The following is a 21,071-nucleotide window of genomic DNA, read 5'->3' on the forward strand; positions in this document are numbered from 1 at the left end:
CGCAAGAAAGTTCACCTCCTCAGGGTACTTGACGCACCAGGGCATCCTGGTTGTTTGGTTAGTTGCATAAGTAACTAACCAGTGAGGCTTTCCGGCCTCGTGGATGAGGATCAAGGCGGCGCCAGTGATAGACGACAGCAGGCCGATCTTCCTGCAGATTGCCGCACTGATAGAAAACGACATCGTGGACGGTAACCTCCCGGAGGAATCCCAGGTCCCGTCCACCAACGAGTTCGCGGCGTTCCATCGGATCAACCCGGCCACGGCAGCAAAGGGTGTGAACCTCCTGGTGGAGGAGGGAATCCTCTACAAAAGGCGGGGGATCGGCATGTTTGTCTGCACAGGTGCCCGGGCGGCTTTGGTGGCGCGGCGGACCCAGGAATTTTTTGAGCAGTACGTGCGGCCGCTCGCAGCGGAGGCGCGCAAGCTGGGCATACCACCGGACGAGCTCAGCCGCATGATCATCCGCGGCGCAGAGGCCGGGCCGGCGGCGGACGGCAACCAGGAAAGGAGCGCGGCACTATGAACGAAACAGTGGTTGAAGCAAGGAATCTCACAAAACGGTACCGGGATGTCCTGGCCCTCGACGACGTGAGCATCAGCGTCCCAGCAGGCCGGATTTACGGCCTGCTGGGACGTAACGGTGCCGGCAAGACCACCCTGATGTCCGTCTTGACGGCCCAGGCGTTCGCCACCTCGGGGGAGGCGCTGGTCTTCGGCGAGCCGGCGTACGAAAATGACAGGGTCCTGTCCCGGGTCTGCTTTATCCGCGAATCGCAGAAATACCCCGATGACTTCACGCCGTTCCATGCCTTTAAGGCCGCGCGGCTGCTGTTTCCCAACTGGGACCAGGCGTTTGCCGAACGGCTCATCAGTGACTTCGGACTCCCGGTCAAGCGGCGGATCAAGAAGCTCTCCCGGGGGCAGTTGTCCGTCGTGGGCGTGATCATCGGCCTGGCGTCACGGGCGGAGCTGACGTTCTTTGACGAACCCTACCTCGGGCTTGATGCGGTTGCCCGGCAATTGTTCTACGACCGGCTCCTGGCCGACTTCACGCACTATCCGCGCACGATCGTCCTTTCCTCCCACCTCATTGACGAAGTGGCCAACCTTCTGGACCACGTCATTGTGATTGATGCAGGAAGGATCCTTATCGATGCCGAGGCGGATGCGCTGAGGGGGTCCGCGACGACGCTGGTGGGCCCGGCCGGCAAAGTGGACGCGTTCCTCGCGGGCAGGAAGGTCCTGCACCGCGAGACCATGGCCTCGCTGGCGTCGGTCACTGTTGACGAAGCCCTCAGCCCCGTGCGGCGGGCGGAAGCTGCCAGGGTGGGACTGGAGGTGGTTCCCGTGTCCCTGCAGCAGCTCGTTATCAGGAAGACTGTGGACAACCACGCCCGGCGCCAGGCGCCAGGCGCCAGGTGACGGACCGGAACGCGATGCATTGGAGGCAGCACGATGAGCAAGGCAATGGCGGTGGCGCGGATGCAACTCGTCACCAAATGGACATATCTGGGGAACCCGCTGGTCATTCTCGCGGCGGCCTTTCTCCTCTCGATCGCCATATTCGCCCTGATCCCGGTGGACGAGCCCAAGTTCGGCGGCGGCAGCCAGGCTCCGCTCTGGTACTTCATGGTGCTGGGCATCCAGAGCATGACGCTGGCTTTCCCGTTTTCGCAGGCGCTGAGCGTGAGCCGCCGGGCCTTTTACCTGGGCACCCTGGGCCTGTTTTCCGTGCTGGCCGGGGCTATGACGGCCATCTACCTCCTGGGCGGCATCGTTGAACGGGCCACCAACGGCTGGGGCGTCAATGGATTCTTCTTCGCCCTCCCCTGGGTCGCGGACGGGCCCTGGTACGGCACGGCGGTGTTCTACTTCACCATCATGATGTTTATGTTCATCATCGGCTTCTGGTTCGCCACGATCTACAAACGCTGGGGGACCATCGGGATGCTGATCTCCCTGATCGGCTCGGCCGTGCTGTCGCTCGGTATTGTGGCGCTGGCGACGCTGAACCAGTGGTGGGGGAGCATCGGCTACTGGTTCGTCCAGCAGACACCGCTGACCATGGGCGCCTGGGCTGCCGCCCTGTGTGTGGTGCTTGCCAGCGGCTCGTACCTCACGCTGCGGCGGGCGATTCCCTAACCCGCCACGCGCCCCCTCACTCGGAGTACGACGGGTGATTTCCACGACAGGGCCGCCTCGGTGACACGGGAACGGGCCTGTCCGGCGGTAAAGTATGGGCCGTGGGTTTGGACTTTACGGCGATCGACTTCGAGACGGCCAATGGCTTCCGGGGTTCACCATGCGCGGTTGGCCTGACGAAAGTGCGCGGCGGGCGGGTGGTGGATGAGGCGTCGTGGCTGATGCGGCCTCCGGTCAACCACGACCACTTCGAGTACCACAACGTCAGGGTCCACGGCATCAAGGCCACGGACGTGGCCGGCCGCCCGCGCTTCGGTGAACTGTTCCCGGAGATTGGCGCCTTCATCGGGGACGACATCCTGGCGGCGCACAACGCGGCCTTTGACCTGGGAGTGATCCGGTCAGGGCTTGAGGTCTCCGGCCTGCCCGGCCCTGCCTACGACTACGTCTGCACCGTGATGCTGGCCCGGCGCTGCTACTCCCTGGTCTCCAATTCCCTGCCGTTCGCCGCGGAGGAAGCCGGCGTGCCGCTGGTCAACCACCACGACGCCGCAGAAGACGCCCGCGCCTGCGCCGGCATCCTGATCGACATCGCGGCCCGGAACAACGCCAACAGCATTGCCGAGCTCTACCTGTCGCTGGGCCTGGTCCTGCCGCACCAGGAGGCGTTTGACCCTGCGCGCGACGTCCTGTCCAAAGCCAGCCTTACCGCCCTTGCCGGCGCCGCTGGCGGAAACAGCGCCACGCTGGTGCGCCCGTTCCTGTCCGGGTGGCCGGAGGAGGGCGACAACCCTGTCCCCAATGCCGACGCCGAACCCTCCCACCCGCTGTACGGCCAGACCGTTGTCTTCACCGGCGAGCTCTCCATGGCCCGGCCGGAAGCGAAGGTGCGTTCGGCCGAGCTGGGTGCCCGGCCGGAAAGCCGCGTAACCGCCCGCACCACGGTGCTGGTGGTGGGTGACGGTTTTGTGGCCGCGGACCTGCGGTCCGGCAGGCTGACCGGCAAGGCCCGGCGAGTCCTGGAGCTCCACGACCGCGGCCAGCCCATCGAAGTACTCTCCGAAGGCGAGTTCCTGCAGATGGTGGGCGGCTGAGCCGCACGCTTTGTCCGCATGCGGTGATTCCGGCTGCACGGATCCGGCCCGGTGTTCATCCGGCGCAACAAATCTTCCCTGCGGCGTGCCCGGCTCCTAGCCTTGCAGGATGAGCAAACTAACGGACGGCCAAACAACCGGAATCAACTGGTCCGCCGTGTTCGCCTTTCCCAACCCCGTCAATGAATACGCGGCCCGGATCACCGCCGGCCTGGTGGTGCTCCTCGCGGGCGCCACACTGCTGAGCGGGTCCGTTTGGGGACTCGTGCTGATCGCCGCGGGCTTCTGGCTGCGGGTGCTCTTCGGCCCACGGATTTCGCCGCTGGCCCTGCTCTCCGTCAAGGTCCTGGCACCCCGTCTGGGCCGCGTTCGCCTGGTTCCCGGACCGCCCAAGCGTTTTGCCCAGGGCATGGGAGCGGCGGTGTCCACGACGGCGCTGATCCTGTTCCTTGCCGGTGCCGCCCCTGCAGCCTGGATTGCGCTCGCGGTACTCATTGCGGCTGCGTCGCTGGAGGCCTTCGCCGGATTCTGCCTGGGCTGCGTTATCTTCGGAGTGCTGCAGCGCCGGGGCCTGATCCCGGAGGACATCTGCGAGGCCTGCAACAACGTCGCGCTCAGGCGGTTGTAACGCCCGCCAGCAGATCGGCCATGCCGCGGATGACGTCCGGCCCTTCGAGGGCGTCGAGCCATTCCGGGGGCAGGCACTCTTCGCCGTAGTAGGCGCCCAGGATGTTTCCGGCGATGGATCCCGTGGAATCGCTGGCGCCGCTGTGGTTGACGGCCAGCGCCAGGGCTTCCCGGAAATGGTCTTGCGGCGACAGTGTGGAGTCCGCGCCCGGCGCTGTGGCCAGGACAGCGTAAAGCCCGACGGCGAACGCCTCCTCCGCGACCCAGCCCTCGCCGAGCTGCCGAACCAGTTCCTCCGGCGACAGGACGCCCGTTCCCGCACAGCGGATGGCCGTTTCAAGCCGCTCCGGAAGTTCCGCCGCCAGATCCTTCAGGCCACGCACTTCGGCCAGGACCGCCGCCGCCGCGTCCGCCAGGCTATCACCGGCCACCAGGCGGTGGATCAGCAGGCTGAAGCTGCCGGCACTTTGCCGTGCGGACGGATGGCCGTGCGTCAGGGAGGCGGCGTCGGCACTCAACTTATAGACGGCGTCGGACGCTATGAAGGGAATCAGGCCGAACGGGGCCGACCTCATCACTGTTCCGCGATCCTTCGAGTCCGAGTTCACGGGCCGGTAGACGGTTCCCATTTCACCCGTGGCCAGTCCGCTGATGCACGTTTCTTCAGGGGCGCGGCGGTGCCTCAGCACCTCGTTCCCGTCGATCCACCGCGGCGGCTGCGCCGGGGCCTGCGGCGGCACAGACTCACCCTGGGTGTCCAGCCAGCGGAGGTAGGCCAGCCACACGCAGGCGTTCGCATCGGCGCCCACGCCGTCATTGGCCCATTCGAGCACCTCCACCAGCCCGTCCACGGTATACAGCGTCAGCTGCGTGTCGTCCGAAAAGTGGCTGCCGCCGTCGAGCGCTGCCAGGTCCGTCAGGCCCGCGGGGCCGAAGCGCTGGCGAATGGCCTCGATCGAGTCGAACGCCACCGCGTACCCCAGCGAGTCTCCTAGGGCGCCGCCCAGGAGGCAGCCGTGGATGCGGGACTTCAGCGGGGGCGCGGCAACGGCGTCCGGTTCAATGCTCATGACAGCAAATTTACCGTGGGGCGAAGGTGGAACGCGCCGGGCACCACACCGTCCGTCCACTAAGCTCGGACTCAGCCAACGCCCAGAATCCCTTGGCAGAATGCAAAGGCACCAGACCCCAACGATAAGGATTGCCCCACCATGACCACGCCTGTGCCCGTCCACCGTGATCCCGCCCCCGGGCTGACTGCCGGAAGCGGTGGCGAACTCCGGCACGGGCTGGTGTCCAGGCTGTCTGCGGAAGCCTTTGGCAGCCTTTTCATCGTGGTGGCTGGGCTGGGCGTGCCGCTGTTCTCCATCCCGCAGTCCAGCCCGCTGCCGGCCGCTCTGGCAGCAGGTCTCGCGGTGACCGCGGCCATGCTTGCCTTCGGCTACGTTTCCGGCGGACACTTCAACCCGGCAGTGACCGTTGGCCACGCCGTCGCCGGCCGGATCCGGCTCGGTGACGCCGCCGCTTACATCGGCGCGCAGCTGGTGGGTGCACTTCTCGGCGCCCTCGCACTCTTTGGCATCCTTCGGACCCTGCCGGGCATCCAGGACAGCCGCACGGCGTTCGACACTGTGACCGCCGGATTCGGCGAACATTCCATCATCCAGGCGCCCCTCGCCGGTGTGCTCCTGCTGGAAGTACTCGGGGCCGCCATCCTGGTTGCAGTCTTCCTGGGCACCACCGCACGCAACAACATCAACAAAACGGCAGCCGCCGTAGCCGTGGGCCTCGCCTTCGCCGTTCTGCTGCAGCTGGGCCTGTCCGTGGGCAACGCGCCGTTCAACCCCGCACGCGCCACGGCCTCGGCCGTCTTCAGCTCCAGCTGGTCCCTTGAGCAGCTGTGGCTTTTCTGGGTTGCTCCCTTGGCGGGCGCAGCCATCGCCGGGCTGGTCTTCCGGGGGTTCGCCGAGCCGGTTGCTGCCGTTACTGCTTCGGCCGCTGGATCAGCTGCTGACGGGTCAGTATTTGACGGCAGTGAGGCCAACGACGTTGAGGATTTCGACGACGAGGAGGATGCCGACGTCGATGGCGACGTCGCCGACGAGTCCGCTGCGGTGCCCGCCAAGGCAGCCGCTCCGGCCAAGCCCGCACCGGCTCATACCGCCGCGGACAAGCCGGACAGCCGCGACGAGGCCCAGGAATTCTTCGACGGAAAGCGCGGCTAGCTGGCCTTACTGGGCAACGGCTGTTGCGGCGGTTTCCTAAACTGTCGGTGGCAGCCGCTAGCGTAAGAATATGCGGTTATTGCACACATCGGACTGGCACTTGGGCAGGTCCTTCCACGGCGTCGGGATGCTGGACGCCCAGCGGTCATTCGTTGATCAGCTCGTCAGCGCTGTCACCGGAAATGCGGTCGACGTCGTCCTGATCGCCGGTGATGTCTACGACCGCGCCCTGCCCGGCGTCGACGTCGTGGGGCTGCTCGACGATGCCCTGGTGCGGCTCACGGCGGCCGGCGCCACAGTGGTGCTGACATCCGGCAACCACGACTCAGCCATCCGGCTGGGCTTCGCCTCCCGGCTGCTGGAACGTGGCGGCGTCCACTTGCGGACCCGGCTGGCGGACCTTGACCAGCCCGTCGTCCTGCCCCTTGAGACGGGTGACGGCGGGACGCCCGGTGCCGTCCTGGCCATCTATGGAATCCCCTGGCTGGAACCGCGCCTCGTCGCCGAACAACTCGGTGCAGAAACAGCCAGCCACTTCGAAGTCACCCGCGCCGCCACTGGCCGCATCCGGGCGGACCTCGCGGAGCGCAGCGCTGCGGGAACGGTCCATTCGGTGGTCCTCGCCCACACGTTCGCCAGCGGAGGCATCAGCTCGGACAGCGAGCGGGACCTCAGTATCGGGGGAGTCGGAGCCGTGCCCCTGGACCTGTTCGACGGATTCAGTTACACCGCGCTGGGGCACCTGCACGGCCGGCAGACCCTGTCGCCGCAGGTCAGGTACTCGGGGTCGCCCCTGGCCTACTCGTTCTCCGAAGCCAAGCACACCAAGGGAGGCTGGCTGATCGACGTCGGCCCGGACGGTGTGACCGGCGTATCGGAACTGTCGTGGGAAGCCCCGCGGAAGCTGGCCGTGCTCCGCGGCGATATCTCGGAGCTCCTGGAGTCCGCGGAACATTCCTGGGCCGAAGGGGCGTACTGCCAGATCACCCTGACGGATAAGCAGCGGCCGGCGCAGGCCATGGAGCGGCTGCGGGCCCGGTTTCCGGACACGCTGGTCCTCGGCTTTGATCCGCAGGGCGGCGCTGTTAAGGCGTCCAAAAGCTACAGCAGCCGGCTCGCCGAAGCCCATGATGATCTCTCGCTCTGCTGCGGATTCCTCGATCACGTGCGGGGGCGGGACGCGGACGACGCCGAGCGGTCGGCCATCGCCGCGGCGCTGGATAACGTACGCCTGACGGAGGCATCGCTATGAGGATCCACCGCCTTGCCATCTCCGCTTTCGGGCCCTTTGCGGGTACCGAGGAAATCGACTTCGACAGGTTGAGCGCCCACGGACTATTCCTCCTTAACGGGCCTACGGGGGCAGGGAAGACCAGCGTGCTGGACGCCGTCTGCTTTGCGCTGTACGGATCCGTGCCCGGGGCGCGCCAAGAGGGTAAGCGCCTGCGCAGCGATCATGCCGAGCCGTCGCTCGAACCGGCGGTAACCTGCGAGTTTTCCGCTCAGGGCCGCCACTTCGAAGTCACCAGGTCGCCGGCCTGGGATAAACCCAGTGCCCGGGGGAAGAACGGCTTCACCACACAGCAGGCCAAAACGCTCCTCCGGGAACGCATCAGCGGGACGTGGACGGAGAGATCCGGACGCAATGACGAAGCCGGCGCTGAAATCACCGCCCTGCTGGGAATGGACCGGGAACAGTTCACGCGCGTGGTGATGCTGCCGCAGGGCGATTTTGCCGCCTTCCTGCGGTCCAAGGCAGCCGATCGCCTGGAACTGCTGCAGAAGCTCTTCGGCACCCAGCGGTTCGAGGCTCTGGAACAGGAATTGGCGGCGCAGGCACAGGCCGCGCGGAACGATGTTGCCCGGCTGAACGCGGAGCTTGAGCTGTTGGCGGCGCGGGCGGAAGCCGAGGCCGCTGCGCTGGCCATTGACGATTCCGCAGCTCCTGCCCAGGAGGAATCTTCTGCCCGGATCGAATGGCTGCAGGAATCAGTGGCCCACCGCGCAGGGGAACTGGCTGCCGCGGCGGAGGCCGCAGCAGCTGTCAGCAGGCACACCTCCGGCCGGCTGGAGCGCGAGTCCGCGCGGCGGGAACGGCACCGCAAACTGGCAGCCGCCGAGGCCCGGAAAGCAGCCACAGAGGCAACCCTGCCGTCACTGGAGGTCCATGCCGCCCGCCTCGAACAGCACCGCCGCGCCGAGGTGCTCTCGGGCCAGCTGCAAGCAGTCCAGTCCAGCCAGACCCAGGTCCGGCACGCGGCGGGAGCCATGGAATCCGCCATCACACTGCTGCGCATGGCGGCGGATGAAGACCCCGAACTGGACCAGCTGGACCTTGGCGCCTTGGATGCGGACCACTCCGATGGCGGGCTCTCCGCTGCGGGGGCCCTTGACATCGCCGGTGAGCTGAGCCGGCTCCGGTCCCTGCTGGCCGTGGTGGAGGCCAGGCTGCCGGACGAAGAACGCCTCCATTCGCTCGTTGCCACGCGTGCCGCACTCAGCACGAAGCAGAGGGAACTCACCCAAAAGGACATTGACCTGGGCGTTTCGCTGCAGGCCCTCCGCACGGAGCAGGAAACCCTGACGGCACGCCTGGAGCCCCTGGCGGACCTGGCCTCAACCTCCATCCTGCACGCCAAGGAAGCCGCTGCGGCTGAGGAACTTCTTGACGTCGTCCGGCGCTACGCGGCTGCGCGCGCGGCGCAGGAGCTCGCCACCGAGCGCCACTCGGCGTTCCGGGAGATCCAGCTCGAGAAGAAACTCCGCTGGCTGGACCTGCGCGAGGAAAGACTCGCCAACGCCGCCGCCGAACTCGCCGCCCAGCTGGCCGAGGGGGAAGCCTGCCCGGTTTGCGGCAGTGCGGACCACCCGGCTCCCGCGGAGGCTTCGGCGTCAGCGCTGGGCCTCAGCCAGGCCGAGGAAGCCGCCCAGCACGACCATGAGTCTGCGGAGAAAGACCTGGCAGCGCGGGCCCGTGAGTTGGGCGACGCGAACCAGTTGATGGCCGTTCTTGAAGGCCAGGGCGGGGACACCCCCGAAGAGGAAGCGCTTGCGGCCTTCGAGTCTGCCCGCACCGCCGCCGGAGAGTCGCAGCTGGCGGTGAAAAACCTCGCTGACCTCCGGCAGCAGCTTGAGGCAGCCGAAACCAGATTTACCGCAGCGGATTCCGCCAGGCACAGAGCGGCATCCGAGCTCGCGCAGGTCACCGTTGAATTGTCGGGGCTGGTGGACCAGCTGGCGTCGCTTGACGAGGCGCTCTCCGCCCTGCGTGGCGGCCACCGCAGCCTCACACACCGGCTGCGGTCGCTGCAGGACGCTGCTGCCACACTGGAGAAGGCCGTGGAGGCCCAGGCCTTGCTCAGCAGGGCCAGGGCCAGGGCCGAGGAAGCGCGGATCCAGCTTGACCTGGCGTTGCCGGAGGCTGGTTTCAGTTCTGACGTTGAAGCCCGGGCTCAGCTGCTGTCGGCCACCGACGCCGATGCCCTGCTGGCTGAGGTCCGGGCCGGCCACGACGAACAGGCGCGGATAGCCGAGCTGTTCGCATCCGAGGATCTGCTGCTGGCACGGACGGAAGCCGCAGCCCATCCCGCGGTGGACGAAGCACTCATTGCGGAGCTGCAAACCGCCGCGGAGCAGGCCGGGCAGGAGGCACGCGCCGCCGATCTCGCCGCCGGTATGGCCGTGCGCTGTGTGGAATCGCTGGACGCTGTCCGCAATGACTACGAACGGCTTGCCGGTTCCGGGCGGGTTCCGCGGGAACGCGCCCGGCTGCTGACAGCCCTGGCTGATACCGCCGCAGGCCGAGGAGACAACACGTACCGCATGAGCCTGAACAGCTACGTCCTCGCGGCACGGCTTGAACAGGTGGCGTTGGCTGCTTCCGAACGCCTGGTGGCCATGAGCGATGGCCGCTACCTGCTCCAGCATTCAGACGCCAAGGCCGCGCGGGGCGCGAAATCCGGGTTGGGCCTAGAAGTCGTGGACCAGTGGACTGGGCACCGCCGGGATACTTCCACCCTTTCCGGCGGCGAGTCCTTTATGGCGTCCCTCTCACTCGCCCTGGGGTTGGCAGATGTTGTGCAGCAGGAGTCCGGCGGCATCCAGATCGAGACGCTCTTTGTGGACGAGGGTTTCGGCAGCCTCGACGAACAATCCCTGGAACAGGTGATGGATGCCCTCGAAGGCCTTCGCGACGGCGGGCGCGTTGTGGGTCTCGTCAGTCATGTTGGGGAAATGAAACAGCGTATCGGAACCCAGCTCCAGGTCCTCAAAGGCCGGAACGGTTCCACGCTCCGCATTTCCGACGTCGCCGAAGCGCTGGTGTGACGGCGGCCATGCCGGGCTGGAATGGCCCCAGCCGGCCTCTATAATCGGATAGTTACCGGGTCGCGCGCATCGGGAGGAGGGACGATGCGCATTACTGAACGAGCCCGGAACCTTGAACTCTTCAACAATGTCCTCCCTGCCCGCTTCCCTGGAAGCGCCGCTTTCTTCTGACACTGTCTCTCCCGGCACTGCCCATCCTGGCACTGCGCCGGCCTCCGCTGCGCTGGCTCCGCCCACGGGACGGTTCGCCAGGCTCCCGCACCTCGCAGGCCGCAGCTTTATCCCCGTGGGCCTGTTCGCCCGGCTGCCCTTGGCCATGCTTACTGTCGGCGCCCTGACGCTTGTTACGTCCGTGACCGGCTCCTACGCGCTCGGTGGCACTGCCGCTGGTGCTGTGGGGATCGGCTCGGCCCTCGGCGCCCCGGTTTTTGGTGCCCTCGCAGACCGCAGGGGGCAGCGGCCCGTACTCCTGGTGGCGGCGGTGCTCCATACTTTAGCTGTCCTCGCCCTGATCGGGACGGCTTGGGCTGTGCCCGAAGCCGGGTCTTTTCCCGCGGCAGTGATCGCCGCCGCATTCCTTGCTGGGGCCAGCTGCCCGCAGGTAGGGCCGCTGGCCAGGGTGCGCTGGATGGCGCTCACCTCGAGGGGCACGGGAGCGAAGGCAGGCAGGGATCTGGACACGGCCCTGTCGTACGAAGGCACGGCTGATGAGCTGACGTTCGTCCTGGGGCCGGCTTTGGTGGGAATCCTGGCTAGCCTTGTGGCCCCATGGCTGCCGTTGGCCTTGGCCGCAGCCATGACCATCACGCTGGTGCCCGCCTTTGCGGTGCACTCCACGCACAAGGCGGTTCCCCTGAACCGGGGCTCGGCAGCTTCGCGCAAGGCTGCGAGGATTCCCGCCGCCGTCGCACTGCCCGTCCTGGCGATGGTGGCCATGGGCACTTTCTTCGGGTCCGCCCAGACGGCTTTGAGCTCCTTCTCCGCCAGTTTCGCCACCTCGGAAATCGCCGGACTGCTGTATGCGGTCATGGGACTGAGTTCGGCCGCCGCAGCCCTGTCCGTGGCGTACTGGCCCCAGCGCTTCACTCCCGCCGGCCGGTGGCTGGTCAGCGCGGCACTCATGACGGTGCTCGCGTTGTTGCTGCTCGTGCCCGGATCGTTGGGCGGCATGATTGCGGTGCTTCTGGTCCTGGGATTGCCCGTGGGCCCCGTGATGGTCACAGTCTTCGCGATCGGAGGCCTGGTGGCGCCGGTGGAAAGGCTGGGGACCGTCATGACAGCTCTGGCAAGCGGGATCGTGGCGGGCACCGCACTGGGGGCCGCCGTTGGTGGCCAGCTGGCGCAGGCCCACGGCTATCACGCCGCCTTCATTGTGCCGGTGATTGCCGCCGGAGGCCTGCTGGTGCTTGGTGCCGCGGCCGCCGTCATTCTCCGCAAACGCCACTGATCGACGCCGGGCGCTGGTCGCCGCCAGGCGGCGTGTGCAACGGTCTAGCCCAGCTGGGCCTCTATGCGCGCGGCACCCGCCACCAGCGCAGCGGCGATTTCGTCCGGATTCTGGGCTGCCCGGATATAGACGACGGCCAGCGCGGCCGGCCGGCCGGCCGGGACCATGACCGGAACAGCCACGGAGGAGACTCCGGCGATGACTTCATCGTGGCTGGCGGCATAGCCCAGTTGCCGCGCGGTTCCCGCCTCGGGCCGGTAGGGGATTCCCGGGGCTGCCGCATGCCACTCAGCTTCTGAATAGGCGGACTGGATCGCAATGCCAGGGGCACCGGCGCTGATGGGATGCCGGGAGCCGGGGTGCTGGACGATGGCGGCCCCGGTATGCCGCGGGTCCACGGTGACCAGCGTGACGCAGTCATCGCGGTCCCAGACGGCCACAAAGGCACTCATGGTCAGGGCATTCGCGAGTTGCGTGAGTTCCGGCAGTGCCGCCGTCTGCAGGTTGCGGGCAACCCCCCGTGCCAGGACAGCCAGCCCGGGCCCCGGCTGGACTCTGCCCGCGTCATCGCGCACCAGCAAGGAATGGTCCTCCAGTGTCCGCAGGATCCGGTAGGCCACGGAACGGTGAACGCCCATGGCGTCGGCAAGTTCCGCAATGGTCAAGGGAGTCTCCGCGGCCGCCAGGATTTCCAGCGCACGGATTCCGCGCGACAGGGTCTGGGACGGCGAAGCCTGAGCTGCTCCGGCGGGGACTGCGGTAGGCGTCATGCGTCCCATCCTAGGCGGCTGCACGGGCGCTGCCCGGGTGCCGTGACGGTGCTTCCCTCACTCGGACTGCGTGCGTATTTCGAAAAGCCCGGTGCTGATTCCGAAAAGGAAGTTCAACTATGGAACTGACTCGCATCAACTATGGAACTGATCCGCGCGGAGAATCAAGAAAAATAGTGCGTTTCATCACATCTTCGCGTAACGTCATACTAACTGACCGTTCGATCAGTAAATCGGACGGCCTAAATCCACCGTCGGCAGCCGTTATCCCCAACCAGGCTGCCCCAAGCCACGGAGTTCCAATGACCGAAACTTCACGCGTCGATTCCGAGGCGGGCCCGAGCAGCAAGCACGAGGAACGCAAGGTCCTCGCAGCAACGCTGGTCGGCACCACCATCGAGTGGTACGACTTCTTCATCTTCGCCCAACTAACGGGTACCCTGCTGTCCCCGCTGTTCCTGGCTCCGCTGAACGAATCCAATCCGGGCCTGGCCCAGATCCTGTCCTTCGCGCTGATCGGCATCAGCTTCCTGTTCCGCCCGCTGGGTGCAGTGGTTGCCGGCCACCTTGGTGACCGGCTCGGACGCAAGGCCATGCTGGTCTTCACCCTCCTGATGATGGGCGCAGCCACCTCTCTGATCGGCATGCTGCCGACGTACGCGCAGATCGGCGTCTGGGCCCCCATCCTGCTGATCATCCTCCGCATTGCCCAGGGCTTCTCCGCCGGCGGTGAATGGGGCGGCGCTGCCCTGATGGCAGTGGAGCACGCCCCCAAGAGCCGGCGCGGCGTGTTCGGCGCGTACCCGCAGATCGGCGTCCCGGTCGGCATGATCCTGGCCACCGGCCTGCTCTTCATACTCAACTCGAACATGTCCAAGGAAGACTTTGCTTCGTGGGGCTGGCGCGTTCCGTTCCTGCTGTCCATCGTGCTGATTGTGGTGGGATACCTGATCCGGCGGGCCGTGGCCGAGAGCCCTGTCTTCCAGGAGATGGCGGCCCGAAAGGCCGAAAGCAGGGCGCCCCTCAGCGAGCTCATTCGTAGCCACAAGAGGCCCGTGCTCTACTCGACCATGATCTTCATCGGCAACAACGCCGCTGGCTACCTGTTGATCGCCTTCTTCATCTCCTACGCCACCAGGACGCTGAAGATGCCGGTCCCGGAAATCCTGCTCGCCACCACGCTCGCTTCCTTCGGCTGGCTGATCTTCACGCTCGCTGGCGGCTGGCTCTCGGACCGGATCGGCCGGGTCAAGACGTTCCTGATCGGTTATGCGATCATCTTCGTTTGGATGATCCCGATGTTTGCCCTGATCGACACCAAGAACATCTGGCTTTACGGTGTGGCGCTCTTCGTGCTGACCATTGGCCTCGGCCTCTCCTACGGCCCCATGTCGGCGATGTACGCCGAGATGTTCCCTGCCAATGTCCGCTACTCGGGCATCTCCATCGGATACGCGTTCGGCGCGATCCTCGGTGGTGCCTTCGCCGCAACCATTGCCGAGACTCTGCTGCAGAGCACCAAATGGACCGGATCCATCGGCATCTACATCATGATCCTGTGCGTGATTTCGGCTGTCGGGGTTGTGCTTGCCAAGGAGACGAAGGGCAACCCGCTCGGCGTCAGCAGCCACCACTAAAGTTGTACGTATCGCAGAACGGCGGGCTCGGGCCATCTGGCCTGGACCCGCCGTTTGGCTTTCCGGGCCCGGTGTTGCCGTCGGGCCTACTGGTTCAGCAGGCTGATGGCGTCCTCATCGGCCAATTGTTCGAAGTGCCGGTAGAAGCTGCCAACGGCGCGGAATTTGCCAGGCAGATGCAGGCACAGCACGGCGTCGCACACCCGCGACACGGCCGTGTAGGCTTCCACCGAACCCACCGGCGCTGCGGCGACGACGCGTGCCGCACCACCGGAACGGGCTGCCTCGGCGGCAGCGCGCATGGTGGCTCCGGTGGCCAGGCCGTCGTCGAGCAGTAGAACTGTCTGACCGGTGAGGTCGTTGCTGATCCCCGGGTAAGTCGCGGCCCGGCGGAGCAGCTCGGCCCTCTCGCGTTTCTCCACTTCGTCCAGCCACTCCTGGCGGACGCCGTGGTCCAGAATGCGGGTGATCAAGGGACGGTTGAGCAGGCGCACTATCCGGCCTCCCGACCAGGCCAGCGCACCGAACGCTGTTTCGTCGTGGCCGGGGATGCCGAGTTTCCGGACCAGAACGGCGCCGAGTGGCAGGTACAGGGCCTTGGCAGCCGCGGCGGCCACAGGGATGCCGCCGCGGGCCAGCCCCAGGACGATGGTGTCGGGGCGTTCCCGGAACTGCGTGAGCACCGCCGCCAGCCGTTCACCGGCATCGGTGCGGTCTTCAAAACGCGTGCTCATTGTTCCCTCTCCGGCTGTCTCCGCCACGCTTCCAGCCTACCTTCTGCTGCCGCGCCGGGAACCGGGGATACTTCCTCACACTGCTGCTCAGTTACGAGAGGGGCGGCGGTAACAGCCTTGGTGATTTCCTGGATCACAACAGTCCGTTCAGGGGTGGAAGACGGTGAGGCCGTCCGGATCTGCGGCCGGAATGAGGTTTTCGTAGTTGGTGTCCTGCATGTAGGACAGGAGCTGCTCCGTATGCTCCTGGTCCAGGAGCCGGCCCTCGAGCAGTTCCGCCAGGATATGGGCCATCTCGGCGGTCGAAAGCGTATTCACCTCGGGGTCATGCGTGACGTCGATGGAGGCGGCATACTCCGAAAGTTCGGAAAGGCCCACGGCGTCCATCAGCAGGCTCCACGATTCGTTGTTGCTGTCCTGGACCATCGCCTGGATCTGGAACTCCGAGGTGAACGCGCCCGGTGGATCATCGAGGGACGCTGAACCCTCCTCCACAAGGTGGTAATAGGCAGCAGCGGTCAAGATCTTGGCCGTGCTCGCTGCCTTGAACGGTTCCTCCACGCCGTACTGGTGCACGTCCCCACCGTCGGGGGCCATCAGCGCAACACCCACCTGGTACTGGCTGTTGGTGCCGATGATGGCATCGATGGCTGCGTCCAGGCCCGCGTCAATCGGGGCGGAGCTTGCAAACGTGTCGATGCCAATTGATGCGCGCGATGCCGCACCCTGCCCGGGCCGGGCAGGGGCCAGTACGAAGGCGGCAGCGATCAGGACCACGGCGAGGAAACCGGCGGCAGCCATCAGGGCGGAACGGCGGCGTAGGGCGGCGTCCGTGCGGCGGGCGAGCGGCTGGGGAGGATCGTGCATCTGACGATCCAAGCAGCGGAACCTATGCGGGCGCTACGAAATCCCTGTCAGGGATCAGCCGCGCACTGATCAGCCGCGCACTGGTCAGACCCCCAGGAAAGCGATGGCGCCTTGTTTGAAAGCGCGGCTGGTGATGGCGTTGGTGTGGTTGCGGCCAGGCAACGTCAGCTGTTCAGCCATGGACCCTGCCCGGATTCCGAGTGCGGCAAGCTGCGGCATGGTGGCCGCACGTTCGTCCTGGTCGCCGGCCACAAGGAGCATCGGCATGTGGGGTACGGCTTCGGCGGGATCGAAGGGCTCGGCCTTGATGGCATCCACCAGGGACAGCAGCGCGAAGATGTTGTTGCTCGGCAGGAGCATGGCCATCTTGAGCAGGCCGGCCGTGGACTCGTCCGCGATGGGGGTTCCGTCGGCGAGGTAGTTCTGGGCGGCGATGAGGTCAAAGGCTGCCAGCGGATCGGCGATGTTCGGTCCGCCCAGGACCAGGCGGTGGACGATCTCGGGCTGGGTGGCGCCGAATTCCCAGGCGAGCCGGGCGCCCAAGGAATAGCCCACAACGTCCACCCCGCTGGTGGGGTCACCGGTATGCAACGGCCGCACGCCGGCGTCGAACGCTATCTGCAGCAGATCCGCGCGGATCCGGCTGGGGGAGTAGGAGTCCATGTCCTCGGGGGCGCCGCTGCGGCCGTGTCCTGGCAGGTCCACGGTGATGACGCGGCGGCCGGCCTCCAGCAGGGCCGCCACCCAGCCGGTGTCATGCCAGTTGAGCTTGCTGGAGGAGGAGAAGCCGTGCAGCAGCAGCACAGGGCGCAGTCCGGCGTCGTTCTGGGGGTCGTGCACCTCCACAAAGAGTTGGGGGTCAGTGCCCTCAACGGTGTGGGAATGCATCTCGCCGGTGTGTCTGCCGCTCATGGTGTCAGTCCTCATCAAGTACGGCGCTCAGGCGGACCCGGCGCGTCGGTGCCTCGTCCTTCGGGACCGTGCCCACGATTCCGGCGGTGTTGTCCGGTACCTCGAACACGATCAGGGGTTCGCTGACATTGATCCTGTCGCCTGCCCCACCGAAGATACGGACCACTTTACCTGCCTGCGGACTGGGCAGTTCAACAGCGGATTTGCTGGTTTCCATCTCCACCAGCGGCTGGTGACGCTCTACCTGATCGCCGGGCGAAACCAGCCAGTCAAGCACGGTCGCTCCTCACCCAACTGGCTGGCAGTTAACGTCGCCATAAACCGAAATGGCGACGTTAACTGTGAGCTACTTTGGTGTGTGGCGGGACTTCGTGAGCCGGGCGCCGAGCCAGCAGGCTGCCGCGAGGCAGGCAACTAGAACGAACGTGCTCAGCAGCTGTCCGCGGCTGCTTTCCGCGCTGAAGCCGACGGCGAAGATCACGCCCAGGAGGACCAGTCCGAAGTTAGTCAGGCCCGGGAATCCCTTCATCCGCAGGGGAAGTTCGGCACTGTCCCGGTCCGCGCGGCGCCGGAGGATCAGCTGCGAAACAAGGGCCGTGCCCCAGACCACCAGGCACGTTGATCCGACCAGCTGGAACAGGGCCGGCAGGATCCGGTCCGGGAACAGCAGCTCCAGAACCGTGGCGAAGAAACCGAACGCCACGGACACGCCCACCGCCACCATGGGCACGCTGGCCCCGCTGAGCCTGGCCAGGAACCGGGGAGCCTCGCCGCGTTCGGCGAGCGAGTACACCATGCGGGACGCACCGTAGAGGTTGGCATTCAGTGCAGAGAGAAGTGCGACGACGGCAACCAGGGTGATCGCCGTTCCGGCGCCCGGGATCCGGGCCGCGTCGAGCACGCCGGCAAAGGGAGAGGCGAGTCCTTCGGAGGAGACCGGCAGGACGGCTGCGATGACAAAAACCGACCCGATGTAGAAGACCAGGATGCGCCACAACACGGTCCGGATCGCCCTACCCACACTGTGCTCCGGATCCTCCGTTTCCGCGGCGGCCACGGCCACGATCTCGGTTCCGCCGAAGGCAAAGATCACCACGAACAATGCCGTTGCGATGCCGCCAAGCCCGGCGGGGGCAAAATCAGTGGTGATGTTAGCGAGTCCGGGCGAGGCTACCTCGGGCACGAGACCCAGCAGCAGGGCGGCCCCCACGGCCAGGAAAGCGACAATGGCGGCAACCTTCAGGATGGCAAACCAGAATTCGAACTCGCCGAAGTTCTTGACGCCCGTCAGGTTGATGGCCGTAAACACAACCATAAAAATGAGTGCCAGGACCCAGACGGGGGTAACCGGCCAGACGGAGAACAGCAGGCCCGCTGCGCCGAGGGCTTCCGCGGCGATGACCACCACCAGCTGGAGCCACCACAGCCAGCCCACGGTGGCGCCGGCGGTTTTTCCCAGGGCCCGCTCGGCGTAGACGGAGAACGCGCCGCTCGTGGGATTCGCAGCGGCCATCTCGCCCAGCGCCCACATCACCAGGATGATGAGCGTTCCGGCGACCAGGTACGAGATCAGCACGGCGGGCCCCGCGGCCTGGATGCCGGCCCCCGAGCCCAGGAACAGGCCGGCGCCGATGGCGCTGCCCAGTCCCATCATGGTGAGCTGCCGGGGTTTCATGGAGTGGCCGAGGTGGGATTTCGGCCGCACTGCCGTGGACTTCGATGTCATGCCTGTGAACCTTCTTGGGGTTGGGGTGGTGCCCCCCGCGGGGACCACTTGAATTTACCGCCTAAGTTGACCATCAACCAGGACCTGGGCCACGATGCGGTGGCCGAGGCGCTGGCCGCGATCCCGGAACTGATCGAGGTCCACACCGTTTCGGGCAGTTCGGACCTTATTGCGAGGATCGCCGCGCGGTCCAATCCGGACCCGCAGCGTGTTCTGGATGCGATGATCGCCACCAGGACCGTGCTCCGCGCGTCGTCCGTGATTGTCCTCAACACCCATTTCCAGGGCAGGACGCTGAACCCGCTCGAAGCCGCGGCCGCCAGGCGGCCGCCAGGCGGCCGCCAGGCAGCCGGGGTAAGGTCGCCGGGGCCGGCCCAAGGACCCCTCGTCCAGTCGCGTGGGGCGGCGAAACATTTTGAATCAGAGGAACGGGGCCGTAGAATCAGTTCTAGTCAAAATGACTATAACTAAGCGATGGCAATGAAGCCGAGAAGCAGGGAGCGGGTGAGTGACCGTGTACAGCAGCTCAGCGAACGTCTCCGAGCGGGCCACCGCAGCCCCCTCGCTCGCCATCTCCACCGTCATCTTTGCCTTGCGGCCCAGCGAATCCTCGGGCCGGCCTACCCTTTGGCTTCCCTTGGTCCGCAGGATCCGTGAACCGTACAAGGATCTTTGGGCCCTTCCCGGCGGACCGCTCACGCATGTTGAATCCCTGCAGGATGCAGCATCCCGGAACCTCCGGGAAACCACCGGACTCACGCCGAGCTACCTGGAGCAGCTGTACGCGTTCGGCGGGCTGCACCGCTCACCCACCCAGCGCGTGGTGTCGATCGTGTACTGGGCGCTGGTCCAGCCCACCGAGGCCGCTTTGGCCGACGAATCGGAGAACGTGAAGTGGTTCAGGGCAGACAAGGTGGGGGACCTGGCCTTCGACCACAACGCCATTGTTGAGTACGCGCTCCGGCGCCTGCGGAACAAGCTGGCCTACGGTTCCGTGGCCTACCACTTCCTGGGGGAGTACTTCACGCTCGCCCAGGTCCGGGAGGTCTATGAAGCCGTCCTGGACACCCGGCTGGACCCGGCCAACTTCCGCCGCCAGCTCACATCCACGCCGGAGATCGAAGAAACCGGCGAATACCTCCAGGGCGGCAAGCACCGCCCGCCACGTCTTTACCGCTTCACCGGCCGTCCCGGCCTTGACCCCGATAACAGGAGCACACCATGAGCAGCGTCAACACAGCCATCCAGCTGATCACGCGCGAACAAGCTGAAAGCGCGACCCGCAGCACGGCAGCAGGCAAAACAGTATCCACCTGCAGCCCGGCGCTCGCCAAGGGCCCGTGGGAATACGACCTTGCCGAAGCCCTCGCGGGTGCCCCTGCCTACGGACCCGGCGCCTCCAGCGCGGACGTTGCCCCGGCCGCCACACCGCGCCAGGGCCAGCTGCCGGAGGAATACAAGCTCGCCAGCGATGCCGAGCTCGATGTCCGCATCCGGGCGGCCAAGGAAAAGCTCGGGGACCGGGCAGTGATCCTGGGCCACTTCTACCAACGGGACGAAGTCATCCAGTACGCCGACTTTGTGGGCGACTCCTTCCAGCTGGCCAACGCCGCCCTCACCCGGCCCGACGCTGAGGCCATCATCTTCTGCGGCGTGCACTTCATGGCCGAGACCGCGGACATCCTCTCCACCCCGGAACAGGCCGTCATCCTGCCCAACCTCGCCGCCGGCTGCTCCATGGCGGACATGGCGGACACCGACTCCGTCGAGGAATGCTGGGAACAGCTCGAAGGGATTTTCGGTACCGAGGCCGATGCCGAGGGGCGGGTTCCGGTCATTCCTGTCACCTACATGAATTCCTCGGCCGCCCTGAAGGCTTTCTGCGGCCGGAACGGCGGCATCGTCTGCACCTCCTCCAACGCCAAAATGGTCCTGGAATGGGCCTTCGAACGCGGCCAGCGGGTCCTCTTCTTCCCCGACCAGCACCTGGGCCGTAACACCGCCAAAGCCATGGGCGTGCCGCTGGAGCAGATGCCCATGTGGAACCCGCGCAAGGAACTGGGCGGCAACGACGAACAGGCCCTGCTCGATTCCCGCGTGATCCTCTGGCACGGCTTCTGCTCGGTCCACAAGCGTTTCAACGTGGGTCAGATCGAAAAGGCCCGCGCCGAGTTCCCCGGCGTCAACGTGATTGTGCACCCCGAGTGCCCTATGGAGGTGGTGGACGCCGCCGATTCCGCCGGCTCCACCGACTTCATCAAGAAGGCCATCGCAGCCGCCACCGAACCGACCACGTTCGCGATCGGCACGGAGGTCAACATGGTGAACCGGCTCGCCGCAGAATACCCCCAGCACACCATCTTCTGCCTGGACCCGGTGATCTGCCCCTGCTCCACGATGTACCGCATCCACCCCGGCTACCTCGCCTGGGTCCTGGAGGAACTCGTCGAAGGCCGCATCGTCAACCGCATCAGCGTGGACGATTCCGTTCAGGACAACGCCAAGACCGCGCTCGAGCGTATGCTCGCCTCGCGTCCGCTGTAGCCCGTCCGCTGTAGTCC

At 66.2% G+C, this 21,071-nt stretch carries 19 protein-coding genes and 1 pseudogene; 13 read left to right on the forward strand and 7 right to left on the reverse strand.

The window, feature by feature from the left end; translation table 11 throughout:
* Window positions 1-124 precede the first annotated feature (124 nt).
* From CXR02_RS06230 to CXR02_RS06250, 5 genes are all read left to right on the forward strand, one after another.
* Window positions 125-526: a GntR family transcriptional regulator gene (locus tag CXR02_RS06230; RefSeq protein WP_258060832.1), complete on the forward strand. Its 402-nt coding sequence runs from the start codon at window positions 125-127 to the stop codon at window positions 524-526.
* Window positions 523-1,425, forward strand: a complete 903-nt coding sequence (locus CXR02_RS06235) for an ABC transporter ATP-binding protein (RefSeq protein ID WP_104061190.1) — start codon at window positions 523-525, stop codon at window positions 1,423-1,425. The genes CXR02_RS06230 and CXR02_RS06235 overlap by 4 nt, the downstream gene beginning before the upstream one ends.
* 33 nt (window positions 1,426-1,458) lie before the next feature.
* The gene (locus tag CXR02_RS06240) at window positions 1,459-2,145 is read left to right on the forward strand and encodes a hypothetical protein (protein ID WP_104061191.1); all 687 of its coding nucleotides are present in this window, start codon (window positions 1,459-1,461) and stop codon (window positions 2,143-2,145) included.
* Window positions 2,146-2,246: 101 nt separating this feature from the next.
* Window positions 2,247-3,239: an exonuclease domain-containing protein gene (locus CXR02_RS06245; RefSeq protein ID WP_104061192.1), complete on the forward strand. Its 993-nt coding sequence runs from the start codon at window positions 2,247-2,249 to the stop codon at window positions 3,237-3,239.
* Window positions 3,240-3,348: 109 nt separating this feature from the next.
* Window positions 3,349-3,867 (forward strand): DUF4395 domain-containing protein, encoded by a 519-nt coding sequence (locus CXR02_RS06250; protein ID WP_104061193.1) that lies wholly within the window; start codon window positions 3,349-3,351, stop codon window positions 3,865-3,867.
* Here CXR02_RS06250 and CXR02_RS06255 read toward each other — a convergent pair.
* On the reverse strand, window positions 3,854-4,936 hold the full coding sequence (locus tag CXR02_RS06255) for an ADP-ribosylglycohydrolase family protein (RefSeq protein ID WP_104061194.1): 1,083 nt from the start codon (window positions 4,934-4,936) through the stop codon (window positions 3,854-3,856). The genes CXR02_RS06250 and CXR02_RS06255 overlap by 14 nt on opposite strands.
* 141 nt (window positions 4,937-5,077) lie before the next feature.
* On the opposite strand from CXR02_RS06255, the gene CXR02_RS06260 reads away from it, so the two are divergent.
* The 4 genes from CXR02_RS06260 to CXR02_RS06275 all read left to right on the forward strand — a co-directional run bounded on the left by CXR02_RS06260 (window position 5,078) and on the right by CXR02_RS06275 (window position 11,864).
* Entirely contained in the window at window positions 5,078-6,091 is a 1,014-nt protein-coding gene (locus CXR02_RS06260) for an MIP/aquaporin family protein (RefSeq protein ID WP_104061195.1), read from the forward strand.
* 70 nt (window positions 6,092-6,161) lie between these two features.
* Window positions 6,162-7,343: an exonuclease SbcCD subunit D gene (locus CXR02_RS06265; RefSeq protein ID WP_104061196.1), complete on the forward strand. Its 1,182-nt coding sequence runs from the start codon at window positions 6,162-6,164 to the stop codon at window positions 7,341-7,343.
* Complete coding sequence (locus CXR02_RS06270; RefSeq protein WP_104061197.1) at window positions 7,340-10,417, forward strand: AAA family ATPase; 3,078 nt, start codon at window positions 7,340-7,342, stop codon at window positions 10,415-10,417. The genes CXR02_RS06265 and CXR02_RS06270 overlap by 4 nt, the downstream gene beginning before the upstream one ends.
* A 127-nt stretch (window positions 10,418-10,544) precedes the next feature.
* Window positions 10,545-11,864: an MFS transporter gene (locus tag CXR02_RS06275; RefSeq protein ID WP_104061198.1), complete on the forward strand. Its 1,320-nt coding sequence runs from the start codon at window positions 10,545-10,547 to the stop codon at window positions 11,862-11,864.
* 44 nt (window positions 11,865-11,908) lie between these two features.
* Here the strand turns inward: CXR02_RS06275 and CXR02_RS06280 are convergent, their stop codons facing one another.
* Window positions 11,909-12,634 carry an IclR family transcriptional regulator gene (locus CXR02_RS06280; RefSeq protein ID WP_104061199.1) on the reverse strand — a complete coding sequence of 242 codons (726 nt, stop codon included), beginning with the start codon at window positions 12,632-12,634 and terminating at the stop codon, window positions 11,909-11,911.
* 302 nt (window positions 12,635-12,936) lie between these two features.
* Here CXR02_RS06280 and CXR02_RS06285 point away from each other — a divergent pair, with 302 nt between their 5' ends.
* Window positions 12,937-14,271: an MFS transporter gene (locus CXR02_RS06285; protein ID WP_104061200.1), complete on the forward strand. Its 1,335-nt coding sequence runs from the start codon at window positions 12,937-12,939 to the stop codon at window positions 14,269-14,271.
* A gap of 86 nt (window positions 14,272-14,357) precedes the next feature.
* Here CXR02_RS06285 and CXR02_RS06290 read toward each other — a convergent pair whose 3' ends face one another.
* The 5 genes from CXR02_RS06290 to CXR02_RS06310 form a co-directional block, all read right to left on the reverse strand.
* A complete protein-coding gene (locus CXR02_RS06290; protein ID WP_104061201.1) occupies window positions 14,358-15,005 on the reverse strand; it encodes a phosphoribosyltransferase in 648 nt (215 codons plus the stop codon).
* A 147-nt stretch (window positions 15,006-15,152) separates the two neighbouring features.
* Entirely contained in the window at window positions 15,153-15,872 is a 720-nt protein-coding gene (locus tag CXR02_RS06295; RefSeq protein ID WP_104061202.1) for a serine hydrolase, read from the reverse strand.
* An 84-nt stretch (window positions 15,873-15,956) separates the two neighbouring features.
* Entirely contained in the window at window positions 15,957-16,784 is an 828-nt protein-coding gene (locus CXR02_RS06300) for an alpha/beta fold hydrolase (RefSeq protein WP_104061203.1), read from the reverse strand.
* A 4-nt stretch (window positions 16,785-16,788) separates the two neighbouring features.
* The gene (locus CXR02_RS06305) at window positions 16,789-17,061 is read right to left on the reverse strand and encodes a biotin/lipoyl-containing protein (protein WP_104061204.1); all 273 of its coding nucleotides are present in this window, start codon (window positions 17,059-17,061) and stop codon (window positions 16,789-16,791) included.
* Window positions 17,062-17,130: 69 nt separating this feature from the next.
* On the reverse strand, window positions 17,131-18,510 hold the full coding sequence (locus CXR02_RS06310; protein WP_104061205.1) for an amino acid permease: 1,380 nt from the start codon (window positions 18,508-18,510) through the stop codon (window positions 17,131-17,133).
* 66 nt (window positions 18,511-18,576) lie between these two features.
* Here CXR02_RS06310 and CXR02_RS22810 point away from each other — a divergent pair.
* The 3 genes and pseudogenes from CXR02_RS22810 to nadA form a co-directional block, all read left to right on the forward strand.
* A pseudogene (locus CXR02_RS22810) lies at window positions 18,577-18,831 on the forward strand (Lrp/AsnC ligand binding domain-containing protein); the annotation flags it as partial.
* A gap of 193 nt (window positions 18,832-19,024) precedes the next feature.
* Window positions 19,025-19,735, forward strand: coding sequence for an NUDIX domain-containing protein (locus CXR02_RS06320; RefSeq protein ID WP_104061293.1), 711 nt, complete (start codon window positions 19,025-19,027; stop codon window positions 19,733-19,735).
* The gene (gene nadA, locus CXR02_RS06325) at window positions 19,732-21,054 is read left to right on the forward strand and encodes a quinolinate synthase NadA (protein ID WP_104061206.1); all 1,323 of its coding nucleotides are present in this window, start codon (window positions 19,732-19,734) and stop codon (window positions 21,052-21,054) included. The genes CXR02_RS06320 and nadA overlap by 4 nt, the downstream gene beginning before the upstream one ends.
* Window positions 21,055-21,071 lie beyond the last annotated feature (17 nt).

This window comes from Arthrobacter sp. 4R501 (genome assembly GCF_002929755.1).
Taxonomy (GTDB): domain Bacteria; phylum Actinomycetota; class Actinomycetes; order Actinomycetales; family Micrococcaceae; genus Arthrobacter.